General features: G+C 69.5%; 11 protein-coding genes. 3 read left to right on the top strand and 8 right to left on the bottom strand.

Features of this window, described 5'->3' with window-relative positions; translation table 11 throughout:
• Positions 1 to 104: 104 nt before the first annotated feature.
• The gene (locus tag IT371_09285) at positions 105 to 1,247 is read left to right on the top strand and encodes a hybrid sensor histidine kinase/response regulator (protein MCC6747837.1); all 1,143 of its coding nucleotides are present in this window, start codon (positions 105 to 107) and stop codon (positions 1,245 to 1,247) included.
• On the opposite strand, the gene IT371_09280 is transcribed toward IT371_09285, so the two are convergent.
• Positions 1,228 to 2,535, bottom strand: a complete 1,308-nt coding sequence (locus IT371_09280; protein MCC6747836.1) for a hypothetical protein — start codon at positions 2,533 to 2,535, stop codon at positions 1,228 to 1,230. The genes IT371_09285 and IT371_09280 overlap by 20 nt on opposite strands.
• A gap of 190 nt (positions 2,536 to 2,725) precedes the next feature.
• On the opposite strand from IT371_09280, the gene IT371_09275 reads away from it, so the two are divergent.
• Both IT371_09275 and IT371_09270 read left to right on the top strand, forming a co-directional pair.
• Positions 2,726 to 3,349 carry a hypothetical protein gene (locus tag IT371_09275; GenBank protein MCC6747835.1) on the top strand — a complete coding sequence of 208 codons (624 nt, stop codon included), beginning with the start codon at positions 2,726 to 2,728 and terminating at the stop codon, positions 3,347 to 3,349.
• Positions 3,350 to 4,009 carry a hypothetical protein gene (locus tag IT371_09270; GenBank protein ID MCC6747834.1) on the top strand — a complete coding sequence of 220 codons (660 nt, stop codon included), beginning with the start codon at positions 3,350 to 3,352 and terminating at the stop codon, positions 4,007 to 4,009.
• A 60-nt stretch (positions 4,010 to 4,069) separates the two neighbouring features.
• On the opposite strand, the gene IT371_09265 is transcribed toward IT371_09270, so the two are convergent.
• The 7 genes from IT371_09265 to IT371_09235 form a co-directional block, all read right to left on the bottom strand.
• The gene (locus IT371_09265) at positions 4,070 to 5,125 is read right to left on the bottom strand and encodes a hypothetical protein (GenBank protein MCC6747833.1); all 1,056 of its coding nucleotides are present in this window, start codon (positions 5,123 to 5,125) and stop codon (positions 4,070 to 4,072) included.
• Between the two features lie 185 nt (positions 5,126 to 5,310).
• On the bottom strand, positions 5,311 to 6,420 hold the full coding sequence (locus IT371_09260) for a hypothetical protein (GenBank protein ID MCC6747832.1): 1,110 nt from the start codon (positions 6,418 to 6,420) through the stop codon (positions 5,311 to 5,313).
• 132 nt (positions 6,421 to 6,552) lie between these two features.
• A complete protein-coding gene (locus tag IT371_09255; protein MCC6747831.1) occupies positions 6,553 to 7,134 on the bottom strand; it encodes a hypothetical protein in 582 nt (193 codons plus the stop codon).
• Between the two features lie 32 nt (positions 7,135 to 7,166).
• Complete coding sequence (locus tag IT371_09250) at positions 7,167 to 8,501, bottom strand: hypothetical protein (protein ID MCC6747830.1); 1,335 nt, start codon at positions 8,499 to 8,501, stop codon at positions 7,167 to 7,169.
• 1,338 nt (positions 8,502 to 9,839) lie between these two features.
• Positions 9,840 to 10,829 carry a hypothetical protein gene (locus IT371_09245; protein MCC6747829.1) on the bottom strand — a complete coding sequence of 330 codons (990 nt, stop codon included), beginning with the start codon at positions 10,827 to 10,829 and terminating at the stop codon, positions 9,840 to 9,842.
• A 163-nt stretch (positions 10,830 to 10,992) separates the two neighbouring features.
• The gene (locus IT371_09240; GenBank protein MCC6747828.1) at positions 10,993 to 11,877 is read right to left on the bottom strand and encodes a hypothetical protein; all 885 of its coding nucleotides are present in this window, start codon (positions 11,875 to 11,877) and stop codon (positions 10,993 to 10,995) included.
• A gap of 307 nt (positions 11,878 to 12,184) precedes the next feature.
• A complete protein-coding gene (locus IT371_09235; GenBank protein ID MCC6747827.1) occupies positions 12,185 to 12,940 on the bottom strand; it encodes a hypothetical protein in 756 nt (251 codons plus the stop codon).
• Between the last annotated feature and the right edge of the window lie 188 nt (positions 12,941 to 13,128).

Here is a 13,128-nt window from a genome sequence, read left to right as displayed (position 1 = left end):
GCGAATCCGGGAGCGACGCGTCGGGAGCACGCGGCGAGCCTAGCCGAAAACGGCCGCGGTGTCTCCGGAGGCGGCGTAGTATAGAGGCAGTCAGCGGGTCATCCATGGGCGAGCGCTTTCTCGAACAGCACGATTCCACGAGCTGGGCCAGCGGTGCGCAGAGCCGCCGGCCGTTCGTGCTCTACGTGGACGATCAGGTCGACACGCTGCGCGTCTTCGAGGCCACCTTCGGCGGGCACGCCGACGTGGTCACCGCCGGGAGCGCCGTCCAGGGGCTCGAGCTCCTCGGCCAGCACGAGTTCACCGTGGTGGTCAGCGACCAGCGCATGGACCCCATGAGCGGCACGGAGTTCCTGGCGGAGGTGCGGCGACGGAACCCCGATTTGCCCCGCATCCTGCTCACGGCCTACATGAGCTTCGACGACGCGGTCTCCGCGATCAACGACGGCCAGGTGCACCGCTTCATCATGAAGCCGTGGCAGGCGCAGGACGTCATCGCCACGCTCGTGAACGCCACCGAGCTTTACGAGCGCTGCAAAGAGAACCGCGCGCTCAGCGAGCAGCTCCTGCACCGCGAGCGGCTCGCGGCGATCGGGCAGCTCACCTCGGGGCTCGTGCACGAGCTGACGAACATCGCCACGGTCTTCACCGTGATCGACGAGCTCCGCGGCGACTGGCAGGCGGGGCGCGAGCTGGGTCCGCACTTCGAGCTGCTCGAGCGCGGGTTCGACGCCTTCCAGCTGCTCACCGACGCGCTGCGCCTCTTCGCCAAGGGTGGGGATCCGTTGCAGCTCGAACGGGAGCGCGTGGACCTGAACGAGACGGTCGTGTCGGCGGCCACGCTCCTCCGGCTCTTTCCCGCCGGGCGAGCGCTGCGGGCGGTGGCGCTCGAGCTGCCGCCGACGCCGGTGAAGATGTCGCTCGACGTGAAGAAGATCCAGCAGGTGCTCGTGAACCTGCTCAAGAACGCCGCCGAGGCCTGCCCGAAGGGCTCGGGGCGCGTCTCGCTCTCCGTCGAGGCGAACGAGAGTCGCGCCGTGGTGCGCGTCGCCGATAACGGGCCCGGCATCTCGCCCGAGGTGGTGCGCCGCTTGTGGGACGGCTTCGTGACCACCAAGGGGCGGCAGGGGACGGGCCTCGGCCTGTGGATGTGCCGGAAGGCCGTCCTCGCGCACGGAGGGACCATCGAGCACACCCCCGGCCCCGACGGTGGCGCGGTCTTCACGATCACCTTGCCGCGGAAGTAATCCCCGAGACCTCCTGAAAGGCGCGGTACGTCTCTTCGTGCGGGGCGAAGCCGCGGGCGGAGTTGTAGCGCAGGCCGTACCGATGACCCTCGCTCCCCGGCCCCGCCTCGTCGTCGCGATAGCTGTACCAGAAGGCCGCGGTGACCGACGGGTAGCGCGCGAAGGTCTGAAAGGCGTGGCGGAGCGCGCGGGCCTGCAGGTCTCCGCGCTCCTCGCGCGTGAAGGTGTTCAGGCCGTAGCCGACCTCGGTGATCCAGACCGGGCGGTCACCTATCGCCGGCCGTCCGTCGGCGAAGCGGGCGCGCAGGAAGTCCGCGAGACCGTCTTCGAGGGTGCTCGCCTTGAACTGGTAGCCCGGCTCCCAGGGGGCCCTCGCGGTGTTGCCGTAGGCGTGGATGCTCACGATGTCCGTCGGCAGCCCGTCGGCCAGGCCGTGCGCCGGTCGATAGCTCCCGCGATGGTTGCCGATCGGCTCGGCGTTGAAGACGGCCGAGCGCCAGCAACGGTTATCGAGCCGCGAGAAGTCGAAGGCCGCGAGCTGCGGGGTCGCCTCGCCCCGGAGGCGCTTCTGGTGCACGTGCTCGTAGAGGCGCGCGACGAGGAGCGCGTAGCGGTAGGCGCCCTCCTGCGGGCGACAGGTGTTGCGCCAGAGCACGCAGGTGCCCCCGATGACCTTCCGGCAGGTGATCTCGCCGGTGGCGAGCGGCGCGAAGCCGAAGCCCTCGGGCTCGTTCCAGAGCTCGACGAAGGCGAGCCCCGGTAGCTCGGCGAGCAGGCGGTCGAAGGCCTGGATCGCGCGCGGGAGGTACTGGTTCACGTACTCCTCGCGGCTCGGGGCGAGGGGGTCGTAGGGGTGGCGCGAGCCGCCGGTCTCGGGGAGGGCGCCCGACGAGGCCGTGGCGCGGCCCAGGGCCCAGTCCCGCCAGAGGCTGTTGATCGAGAAGAGCGCGAGGAGGTCGATCCCCGCGTGCCGTGCGGCCCGCTGGATGGCGCGGTAGTCGCGCCAGGGAGTGGTGTGCTCGATCTCCACGCGCAAGAGGCGCGCGCCAAGGGCCGACAGGTCGCGCAGGCGCTCGGTGGCGTGGTCGGCCAGGTCGGCGTAGATGCGACCGCTGACCACGCCGGTGCGAAGACCGCTGCCGGGGGAGTAGGGCGCCGCTTGGGGCGCGAAGGCGGAGCTCGTGGCTTTGCGCTCGAGGAGGTCGTCGGGACCGCAGGCGGCGACGAGCGCGAGACCGAGGGAGAGGAGTGCGGGGTGGGCGGGGCGTCGGGGTGGGGTTCGCGTCATGCCGCGGCGCCTGAGCAAGCGAGGTGCCACGCGAGGCGGCCGACAAAGGCCCGGATGCTCAGCGCTGCGCACGGCTGTCTGCAGCGCGTCGCCGGGGGGCGTCTCCAGATCTCGCGGGAATGATCGTTGGCCTGCTTCGCATCGTCGGCCTGGTCGGCAGGGTTCGACCTGCTACGCTTCGCAGTACGAAATGAAGCACGCCATCGCGCTGGTCCCCGCCGCATTCCTCGCCTCGCTCGCCTGTCAGCTCGCCTCGACGGAGGTGCCCCCTGCGCCCCGTGGAGCCGCGGGCGATGCCGTGTCGTCGGGGACGCCGGCCGCGGAGGCGACCGCGCGTCGCACGCGCGCGGTGCTGGGCCACTGGAGGCCCGAGCTCTCGGCCCCGCGCTGGGTGATCCCCTCGGCCGGGTTGCCGGCGCGGCTCGCGCCACAAGCGGCGAACAACAACCTGGACCTCGCGCTCCACGAGGGCCGGCTCTTTCTGGCCTGGCGGAGCGCACCGACCCATTTCGCCTCGAGCGAGGCGGCGCTGCACGTCATGTCCTCTCCCGACGAGGGGCAGAGCTGGGCCTTCGAGCATCGCGTGGCCACGGGGAACGATCTGCGCGAGCCGCGGCTCCTGTCGATGCGCGGACGACTCACGCTCCATTACTTCCAGGGGGGGACCAATCCGCTGGCCTTCGAGCCGCAGCGGCTCTTGCGGATGAGCCGGCGCGGGCCGGGGCGCTGGAGCGGCGCGGAGCCCTTCGGCCGGCCGGGGGAGGTGCTGTGGGACCTCGAGCTATACGGCGGGCGCGCGTACAGGACCTCCTAGGTGGGGAACCACTACGGCAAGGGGCTGGCGGCGATCGACGTGCTCTTCCAGACGAGCCGCGACGGGCGCACCTGGGAGCCCGTGGAGCGCGAGCGGCCCGTGGTCTATCACGGCGGCGTGTCCGAGGCGGCCATCGCCTTCGACGGCAGCGGGACGCTCTGGGTGGTGACGCGCAACGAGGACGGAGACGCCTCGGGCTTCGGCTCGCACCTCTGTCGCGCGGCGCCGGCGCGTCTCGCGCGCTGGAGCTGTCCGACGACCGCGGACCCCGAGCGCTACGATTCGCCGCAGCTCTTCGAACACGAAGGGGAGGTCTACCTGCTGGCGCGGCGGGACGTGGGGGGGCCCTTTGACCAGGGCCGGCGCGAGCTGCCGCTGCTCGACCGACGGAGCCGCAACATCGTGCAGTACTCGCTCAGGCCGAAGCGCACCGCGCTCTACGTGCTCGACCGTCGCGCGCAGAAGGTCGTGCACCTCGCGGACCTGCCTTCGGCGGGGGACACGGCCTATCCGGCGGTGGTGCGCAGCGGGCCGCACCGCTTTCTGATCGCGAACTACTCCTCGCCGCTGGCGGACCCCGAGCGGAGCTGGATCCGGGGGCAGCTCAGCGACGAGGGGACGCAGATTTACCTGATGGAGCTGCGCTTCGTACGGAGGTGAGGGCGGCGCTGACGGCGAGCGACGCGGTGCCGTGCCGCAGGCGGGCGCGGCCCGGGCCGGTCAGCGGCAGCCGACCCCGCCGCGCGCGTTCTCGTAGTGGTTGATGTCGTAGATCGAGCGCTGGCTCTCGGTCCCCTGCTTCGCGGCCGTCGAGCCGCACGGGGTGCAGGGCTGGCCGGGGCGGTCCCCCGGTAGACCCCATTCCACGAGGAGGAGCGTGGAGGTCTTCCAGCCCGACTTGGTGTTGCCGAGGTAACGCCCCACCGCCGGCGAGGAGTCGATGATCCGCCGCCCGGCGTAGGGAGCCTGCTCGTAGCGCGAGCCGGGACCGCCGTCCTCGACGTAGACCACGACGCAGCGGCCGTTCTCGGTGTTGGTCACGCGGAGGGTCGCGCCGCAGCCGAAGCGCTGGGCCCCGGCCACGTAGAAGTACTCGGGGTTCGGAAAGCTCATCGTGTCGGCGGCCGGCTTCAGGTTCCCCTTGGCGTCGAAGAAGTAGCTCTTCACGCGGCCGACGACGGTGTCGTAGCCGTACGAGACGGTCCCCTTGACCCAGGGGATCTTGGGCACGTGGGGGTCGGCCCAGCCGCTGCACTTGAGGAACTGCGGGGTCTGTCCGTCCAGGCACTTCTTCTGGTGGTCGTCGTACATGCAGCACCAGTTCGAGTAGTGCGTGAGCAGCCCGCCGCAGCTCGTGCCGCGGCCCCAGGTGGACTTGTCCGCCGAGGTGCCGAACTCCGAGATGAAGTAGTAGCCGTCCGACGAGAGGCTCCAGTCCATCCAGTCGCAGGTGTCGGTCTCCGTGGTGGGCTTCGGCTCCTGCTTGCCGGGGAGCGTGGCCATGCAGGCGGCTCCCGGGGGACCCACGCGCCCATCGCCCGTCGGGGGCTTTCCGCCGCCGTCGGTGACGGCCGGGCCGCCGTCGGTGGGGACCGCCGCGCCTCCGTCGGTGACGGGGGTGATCGGCCCGCCCGCCTCGCTCCGCCGGATCGGCTCCTGCTGCGTGCCCGTCTCGGCGCTCCCGCCGTCCGAGCGGCCCGCGCTCGAGGGGAGCGTGCCGCCACAGCCGGCAGCGAGCAACGCGAGGACGAGGCCCGAGGTGACGCGTCTGAACATGCATTCCTCCGGTTTTGGGCCGGGGAGTGCACTGGTCGTGCCGCGCACAGCAGGTGGCTCGCGACCGGTCCGGTCGAGCGCTTACGGCCGGTTGCAGGTCCGACCGAGGCCGGCCCGGTCCGGGGTGACTTCCCGGGCCACCGGAGGGCTCGCGCACCTTCGGACCAATGGATGTTGGAGGGGGGCTAGATCGTGAGGAGGAACGAGGCCACCGCCGTCACGCCGCCGGACACGTAGTTCGGCGTCAGCGGGAACACGAGCTCGAGCTTCGCCCCGAGGCCCACCCGCCGACCCGGACCTCGGTAAAGCCAGGAGAACGAGGGGGCGAGGTTGAAGATCTGAGCGCTGGGGCCCCCGTAGCCGGTGAAAATCTCGTACTTCGCTCCAAGGCCGGGAAGGAGACACGACCGAGCCAGGTAGATGGGCAGCGCTATCTCGGGCCCGAGGCGCAGCGCGAAGGCCGGGTTCTGGCTGGCGATCAGCACGCCGAAGTTTGCCGTGAGGATCGTCAGCGCGAACCAGCGCCAGCGGAGCAGAAAGAAGCTCGTGCCTATGTCGGCGGTACCGAAGGCCGCCCCGCCGAAACTGCCGCCGCCCCCTCCAAGCCCGAGGAGAAAGTAGATCGTTCCCATGTCGGGCTCGTCGGGTGACGGCGAGGGGGCGGGGGACCGCGTCCGTTCGGCCTCGCCGGTAATCTGTACCTGCGGTGTCGCGCTGGCGACGGAGGGCGATGTCGGAGGCGACGCGACCGGCGCAGGTGCCGGCGTTGGGGCGGGCGCTGGCGCGGGCGCTTGGGCAGGTGCCGGTGAGCGCGCCGCGCTCGCGGGGGTGAGCTGCTTGACGGCCGTCTCCAGCGCGGTGACCAGCGCGTCCTCGGTGCACTCGGCGCTCCCCGTGGCGGCGCTCTCGGCGGTGGAGGTCTTCAGATCGTAGAGCGTGAGGCTGATGCGGCAGCTCGTGCCCAGCTTGATGAGCTGCGTGGTGAGCGCCTTCTGCGCCGCCAGCTCGCGTCCGATGTCGATCTGGCAGGATTGCTCGTAGCACTTCTTGTAGGAGTCCTGCTTCTGCTGCCCGAGCCGCGACTTGATCTGGCTGCGCGGCACGATCTGATAGCGCCCGGTGGCGACGAGCGTGGAGCCGAGGTAGTCGCTCAGCCGATCCAGCGTCTCATCCGCGAGCGCCACGCCCTTGGCCTCGACGTTGAACACGGCCACGATCGGTTGCCGCGCCTCTGCGGCTCTCGTCGCGCACAGGACGAACCCGGCGGCGGCCATCGTCGCGAATGCAGTCCTCATGGAGTCCTCGGATGGTGAGTGCGAAGGAGAGCCCAGCATGCGGGTAGCCACGGACCGGGAACAAGCACGTGAGTCGGGCAGATCGTGGGTCGGGCAGGTGGCGTCAGACGCAGCGCCCTCGACGACGACGCCCTAGCGCGCGACGACGAAGGAGACCAGCCCCTCGAGACCGTCCCCGGCCGCACCCGTCGACGCGACCGGGACCACGAAGTCGAGCTTCACCCCGAGGCCGGCGCGCCACCCGGGTCCGCGATGGATCCAGGACACCGAGGGCACCAGAGGGAAGAGCCCGAGGCTTTCGTGTCTGAAGCCGGAGAGGAGCTCGTACTTCAGGCCGAGGCCGAGCAGCAGACACGAACACCCGAGGTAGATCGGAAAGGCGGCCTCGGGACCCAGGCGGACGACGAAGCCGAGGTTTCCGCCGCCCGCCGCCGCATCGACGTGCACGCCAAAGGCTGTGAAGGCGAACCACCGCCAGCGGACCTGATAGAAGCCGAGGCCGGGGCTCATGGCCACGAAGTTGGTTCGCTCGAAGCGCCCCACGCCAGGGCCTACGGCGAACAGTACGTAGATCGTGTCCAGGTCGGGCTCGGCGGTCGTGGCCGGCGGGATCGTGGAGCCCGTGGTAGCGGTGTTCTTCGCCGCGGCCGGTGCGGAGCAGAGCAGGAGTCCGGCGAGAACGAGCGCGACGACGGCCTTCGACGCCGCCGTCATGGCGTGGAGACGAGCGGGTTCGCGCCCCGCCCTCAGGGGAGTTTCCGATGAACGATGGTTCCCACGTCACCGACCGCGAAGAGCTCCGTGGAGAAGGGGAACATCGCGCGGACGGGGGCCTGCGTGGCGGTGCGCATTGGGGCCGGGTCCATCGGGTAGCGCCGAGGTCCCCACCAGATCTCGTTCGGGCCGAGGGTCACGCAGGTCTTCGGCCCCGTGCCGAACGGGGATGGCAAGAGTGAGCGCGTGCTCCACGTGGTCCCGTCAAAGACGAGAATCCGCCCGTTGTCGCCGACCACGGCCAGGGTCGCTGCACCGTCGCTGCACACGGCGGTCAGCGGGTTGCGCGTTCCCGCGAAGCCGCTCACGCGGTCGTACGGATTGACGTCCGACCAGGATGTTCCATCGAAGGTCACGATGCGACCGTTGCGACTGAGCAGCACGAGCTTCTGGGGCGCGAGCCCCGTGACACTCACGAAGTCGTAGCTGTAGTAGTGCGGGATACGCGTCCAGCTCTGCCCATCGAAGCGCGCCAGGAACCCCGCGTCGCCCACGGCGTAGGCCTCGTTCGGGCTCCGGGCGAAGAGGTCGTTGATCGGGACCCCCGGGGAAGGCAGGGCCCGGGCCGAGCTGCTGTCGGAGAAGAACACGTGGGCGGCGCTGCCAGGTCCTGCGTGCCCCCAGGCGAAGGCGGAAGACGGCCCGCTCCCCCTCACGCGGTCGAAGGTCGCGGTCGTCCCCGACGGGATCAGCCGCCAGGTCTTGCCGTCGAAGCGTGCGAGGGTGCCGCTCGTACCGGCCGCGTACACGCTGCTCGCGCTGGCGCCCCAGACGTCGTGGAAATCCTCGAGCGTGATCCCTGAGCGGAGCCACGTCCACCGCGTCCCGTCGTACCGATAGAGCCCGCTGCGGTTCACGTTCCCGCCGGCGGCGAGGAGATCTTTGGTGCCCTTCCCCCAGACGAAGCTGCACGGCATCGGTGCGTCGAGATAGGTCCAGCCCGTTCCATCGAAGACGCTCGGAGTACTCGGAACCGCACTGAGCAACGTCGACGAACCTAGCATCCAGAGGCGCTGGCCTGGCGGACGTGCGCTGGCACGGACAGTCCACGAGACCCCATCGTAGTGCCACAGACGAACACCGCTATCGGCGTAGATGTCGGTGGGAGAGGTGCCCGCAATCGATTGGAAGAGATCCGACGTAGGCACCGTGACGAGCTGCCAGGCCTGGCCGTCGAAGCGTCGGAACTGCCCCGCAGGCTGGACGAACGGGTTCTGAGGAGACGGAGACGGGCCCCCACTGACCCACAGGTTCGTTCCGGAGGTCCCCCAGATCCCTCTCAGGTTCCAGTCACGGGTATCGGGCATGGGCAACCAACTCGTGCCGTCGAAGCGGTGGACGGCGGCCGTGCCGTTGGCGCATCCGGGAGTCGAACACAGGGCATACACCTCCGATGGCGAAAAGCCGAATACGCGGCTCGGGCCTGTGCCGGCGGCGGCGGCGCTGAACGTGGACCCGTCGTAGTGAAGGACGGCGTTGGACGCATAGTCCGGGACAAATATGTGACCTGCGGCGCCCCAGATGTCGCCGTACGAGCCTGGCCGTTCGTAAGCTACGCTCCACGTCGTGCCATACCGGAGGAAGGAGTGGGTTTCCTGGCCTTGGGCGTCCGTTGCCCCGGAGGCGACGACGAGGACCTCCGAGCCCGAGAGACCCCACACCAACCTGTAGTTCCACGCCGGGGGAGTAGGGCTCATCCAGCACCAGCCACTCCCCTCGCAGATCTCGCCCTGGGCCGGCGGCAGCGAGCCGTCGGCGGAGACGCCGGCCTCGTGTGGTGCGGCGTCGTGCGCACTGGCGTCGAGGGGCGAAGCAGCGTCGAGGCGCGAAACGTCAGGGATCGCGAGATCGCGGGGCGGGGCGTCGGTAGGCACGGTCTCGCGCCAGAGTGCGTCGCGTGGACCGCCGTCCAAGGCGCGCACGTCGGGCGCCTTCGCGTCGTCGACGCGGCCATCGTGTATGGACTGATCAGCCGGTGTCCCATCGCCCAGGCGGCCATCGGGGCGCTGCCCGTCTCCGGGGTTTCCGTCGGCGCGCGGCCCATCGCCCGGCGTGAGGTCCGCGGCCGCGATGGCGTCGCGACCCGGCGACCCGTCTCTCGAATCGCAACCGCCGCCAAGGAGCGCGAGGCCGAGCACCACGAGCGCACGTGTCGCTGCTCCGTGGCGACGCAGGTTGGGGGCGAACTTGTGTGCCATGTTGATTTCTCGCCTATGGTCCCTTGCCCGGCTATTGACCCTCGATCGCGGCCCATGCCCGAGGCGCAGGGCCGCCCCTGCCGCGAGGTGCCACCCGCTACGCGGGGACACCGTTCACCCAGCGCTCGAAGAGCTCGCGTGCGAGCTCGCGCCAGACGATCAGGTTGTCCGCGCCTCCCGGCCAGAGTCCGGACGCTGCCCAGCCGATGATGTGCGAGACGTGTCCGTTATGGGATCCAACGCCGTCCGCGCTCGTGCCGTACGCGGGATCGACCTGTTCATTCGCACCGCCATTGTAGCACTATGATGGTCATATTCAATGCATGACAATCCCGATGAGGGTCTACTCTGAGTGCCGGACGTGATGCTCCATGCAGGGGCGTTGGCGTTCGACACAGTGGTCGAGCCTCGCAGCTCCGCGAGAGGTTTCGATGGCGGATGCCGCCGTCAGCCCGAGGAGATGAGCGGGTTCGCGCAGCTCGGTCGGGGGAGCGTGGGCTTGCCGCCGACCCACCAGTTCCTGGTGTAGCCGCAGCGATAGATCACAAGCCCGTCTTGACCCGGGGTGACGATGTCCAGCTCGGACCGCTCGAAGGTGAGATCGAAGCGGGCAGGGGTGCCACCCGGGAGCTGATACAAGCCGTCGAGCGGCTGACCGCCCGGGGTCGCCACGCTGCTCGCGAGGGTCAGTCGCAGCCGCTGCGAGGGGTCCCAGAGGGGCAGGGTGTGGAGCATGAGGCCCGTCGAGCGAACGGCGGGGCCGCCCGGGTAGAGCGCCGGCGCGATGCTCTGCCCGGTCCCGAGGTTGGTCAGCGTCAAAGCCCCCGCGAGCGACAGCGAGGAGACCGCCTCGGTGAACTCGATGGCCACCGTCGTTTGACCCGGGCCCGCCTTGCCCGAGCTGCCTCCGCCCCCCGACTTGAGGATGATCTCGCGCACCCGCAGCCGCGAGCCGACGTAGAAGTGCGTCAGCTCGCCGTTCGCGGCCCCGTAGACCTCGTAGTCCGGGTGCGGTGCGAGGCGGACCCCGTACTCGTGCTCCCTCACGAGCGGCGCGGCCGGGGAGAGCTTGAGCATCGTCCATCCCCTGTCGCCGTCCGGCGTGCCCACGCCGAGGCTCGTGGCGACGGCCTGCCCGGTGGTGAGGTCCCAGAGCTCGAGGTGCTTGGCCAGGGCGGTAGCGGCCTGGGTGGGAATGCTCGCGTTGCCCAGGCCGCCGGCCAGGGTCACGAAGAGCTGGAGCTCAGGTGCCTGATCCGAGGCACCAGCGACCGGCCCCCACACGCCGACCATCGCCTTCCCCGAGGAGCTGCTGCTGCCGCCGCTCCCGCAGCCGGAGCCGCACGCGACAAGCAGCATGGCCGCCAGGGCGCTTTGCCGCAGCCAGGACCGCGAGAGCAAAGGAATGGGGCGAGCGCCGTTGAGTGTGCGACCCATCGCATGGCTCCAGAGCTGAAGAGGAAGCGTGGCGGAGTGGACCCCCAGATCCGCCAGACGAGACTCTTTCACCATAGCGGGCTATGGGAGAGCGTTCAACGCGATATCGCCCTGGACCGAGTGATCCCGCCCGTCACAAAGCGATCCAAACGCCGCCGCACGCCTACTGCGGCTCCGGCGTGGCGCAATTGCTAGCGCCGTAGGAGCTTGAGGGCACGCAGCGCGTCTCGGGCTGGACGGGGCCGGTCGGTGTCCACCACCTGTTCGAGATGCAGAGGTAGGCGACCATGGCGCAGGGCTGCTCTCCGAACATCGCGCGTGCATCGGCCTTCGAGAAGCGCAGCACGAAGTCCGAGGGCGGTTGGCCTTCGCCGCGGTAGGCGCCGTCGAGGCGGTGGCCGGTCACGGACCTCGCGGTCGACGCCACCCGCAGGGTGAGGGGATGTTCGGGACTCCACGCGCCCTGGAGCGGCGGGCCGATCTCGACTCCAGCTATCGCGCCGCCGCGCGCCCGGACCGCGGCGGGCCCGCTCTTGCCGGTGACGTCGTCCACGAGGGTGATGGCTCCGAGAGTCGTGGTGATCTCCATGGGCTCGGAAAAGACGATGTTGGCTTGCCGTTTCTGATCCTCGAGTGGTGGTACCGGGATGAGCATCGCCTCCACGACCCGTGGTCGCGCTCCGACGTAGAAATGGGTCATCTCCGTAGGCTGGTCCGGCCCGTAGAAGTACTCCGGGTTGGGCTCGATGCGGAGGCCGTAGGCATGTCCCGTGACGAACGGACCGTCTTTGGGCCGGAACGACACTTCCCCCTCGTGGTACTCCTCGTCGTACCAGAGGAGCTCGGCTGTAAGCGCGAGCTTCATCCCGGTCGTGAGGTCCCAGAGCTCGAGATAGCGCAGCAGGTCGGCAACCAGCAGCCGGGCGCGCGGATCGACCCTCTTGTAGAAGCTGAAGCTCACGCGGAGGTCGGCCTCCGGACGCACGGCGGAAGCCGCAAACCCCGGCACCTCGATGCTGAGCCACGCCTTCGTGGGCGAGGGTGGCACTGGGACCTCGGGGCTACCGCAGCTAACGACGCCGCATACACCGCCGCAAACAACCCCGACGAGTAGCAACCGGTCTAGGCGCTCCGATCCACCACGGCGCACGCTTGAAGGACTCCCCCCCGAGGGAAACAACGACAGTTCCACGATAGCTGGGCTGCCGGAGGCGTCAAGGGCGAGCGCTGCGGGTGCGATCAGAGTGAGAGGCAGGTCCGGCAGCTTCGCGTGGGTCGTAGCGGCTCGGATTTCATTTTGGCGCTCCGGGGTGCAGCCAAGTGAAACTGGCGATTGCCGGCATCGCAGTGCCCCATCAAGGCTCCGGCGTGGGGCAGTTCCCGCCGCCCGGCCCCTGGTTGGCTAGTACGCAGCCCGTCTCGGGGACCGTCGGACCGTTGGGAGTCCACCAATCCGTCGAGATGCAGTAGTACCGGACCGTGGAGCAGGGTTGTTCACCGAAGATCGCGTGCGCGTCGGCCTTCGAGAAGCGCAGCACGAAGTCCGAGGGCGGCTCGCCTTCGCCGCGGTAGGTCCCGTCGAGGCGACGGCCACTGGCAGAGGTTGCCGTGGAGGCTACCCGCAGCGTGTGCGGATGCTCGGGGCTCCACGCGCCCGTGATAGGTGGGCCGAGCTCCACCGCGAACATTTCGGTCCCACGTGGGACTACCTTGCCTGGCCCACTCTTGCCGGTGACGTCGTCCACTAGCGTGATCGCCCCGAGGGTCGTGGTGATCTCCATGGGCTCGCTAAAGAAGATGTTCGCCTGTCTCTTCTGACTCCCGAATTGCGGGACAACGTTGATCATCGCCTCTACGACCCGAGGGCGCGCCCCGACGTAGAAATGGATCATCTCCGTAGGCTGGCCCGGCCCGCTAAAGTACTCGGGGTTGGGCACGATGCGGAGGCCGTAGGCGTGTCCCGTCGCGAACGGACCGTCCTTCGGACGCATCGACACCTCCCCTTTTCGGTACTCCTCGTCGTACCAGACGAGCTCCGCCGTCAGCGCAAGCTTGGCGCGGGTCGTCAGGTCCCAGAGCTCGAGGTAGCGCAGGAGGTCGGCGACCAGCATTCGGGCGCGCGGGTCGACCCTCTTGTAGAAGCTGAAGCTTACTAGGATGTCGGTATCCGGTGTTACGGCGGAGGCTGCAAATCCCGGTCTTTCGACGCTGAGCCAGGCCTTCGTGGGCTCGGGTGGCACTGGGACCTCAGGGCTGCTGCAGCTCACTAAGGCACTGGCGGCTGTGAAGATTAGGGCGC

The sequence above is a fragment of the Deltaproteobacteria bacterium genome, from assembly GCA_020848905.1.
In the GTDB taxonomy this organism is placed as follows: domain Bacteria; phylum Myxococcota_A; class Polyangia.
Note: the sequence above shows the minus strand (reverse complement) of the source record. Positions and strands in the feature narration are given on the sequence as shown.